This is a genomic window from Xanthovirga aplysinae (genome assembly GCF_009711365.1).
In the GTDB taxonomy this organism is placed as follows: Bacteria; Bacteroidota; Bacteroidia; order Cytophagales; family Cyclobacteriaceae; genus Xanthovirga; species Xanthovirga aplysinae.
The window spans coordinates 1-893 of sequence record NZ_SMMB01000260.1 but is presented as its reverse complement, the minus strand read 5'-3'; the positions used below and the strand labels follow the sequence as shown (position 1 = coordinate 893).

At 35.6% G+C, this 893-nt stretch carries 1 protein-coding gene; it reads right to left on the bottom strand.

Annotated elements, in window-relative coordinates:
- Positions 1–103: 103 nt before the first annotated feature.
- Positions 104–893, bottom strand: a 790-nt coding sequence (locus E1171_RS23305; protein WP_187696127.1) for a hypothetical protein, incomplete at its 5' end; no start/stop codon positions are given.

The window sequence follows — 893 nt, the reverse complement described above, 5'->3', positions numbered from 1 at the left end:
ATTCATTTCATTTGGTGGGTGACACACAACGGCCCGGCTGGCTGCTGTGCTTTATTAGCGTCGGTATTTTTGAGCACTTGCAAAGCATGGCAGCTCGCCATTGTTACCTGCTGGCAATTTTTATTCTTTTTGGTTTATCGAAATCCACACCAGTTAATCCGTTATGAGTGATTAAGTCTTTAAAGTGTTCTGAAACATAGATAGAACTGTAATCATAGACAATATCATAATTTAAAGAGCTTGCCAAAGACAATTGACTGTAACCAAATCGAGAAATTGAATTTCGCCCTTGCTCTATTATTTGATTCGATTTACCAATGCTCGGGAATCCGAGACTGTCATGAAGTTTTTGAGAGCCTTCATAGGACTTCTTTACCTGTTCCGATAAATTAGTGTATTGCTCTTTACTTGTTATTGTAAATTGACTTTTTTGTCTAAGTCCATCTACAGTATAAAATGATGACTCTTCGAATATTGTATAATCTAGTATATCAAATGAGATGTATAGCAAAAAATAATTTGAGTGCTGATGTCCGTCAAAAATAGCAATAGGAAATACCGTATGGTCAGGTAATTTAAGGTCCAAAAGATAATTTTTAGCATTCTCGCTAAGCACTAGTCCTTTGTTGATAAACACCTGAGATAAAAAGTCAGTCTTTCTTACACCATTAGCGAGGGCCAGTTCTTTTATATTGAGGTTATAATTTTTATAGTTCTCCTTATCAATTTGGCATATTGAACCCACTGAATCATACTTGTATCCGTCTGGCAAATCAATTTGATTATATCCATTGCCTACAATTGATTTTTTCCTTTGATATTTTAATTCGAAGTAATTCATTTGATAAATGCTGCTTGCAGGTAACGGTCCGGCTGGCTGCTGTGCTTTTTTC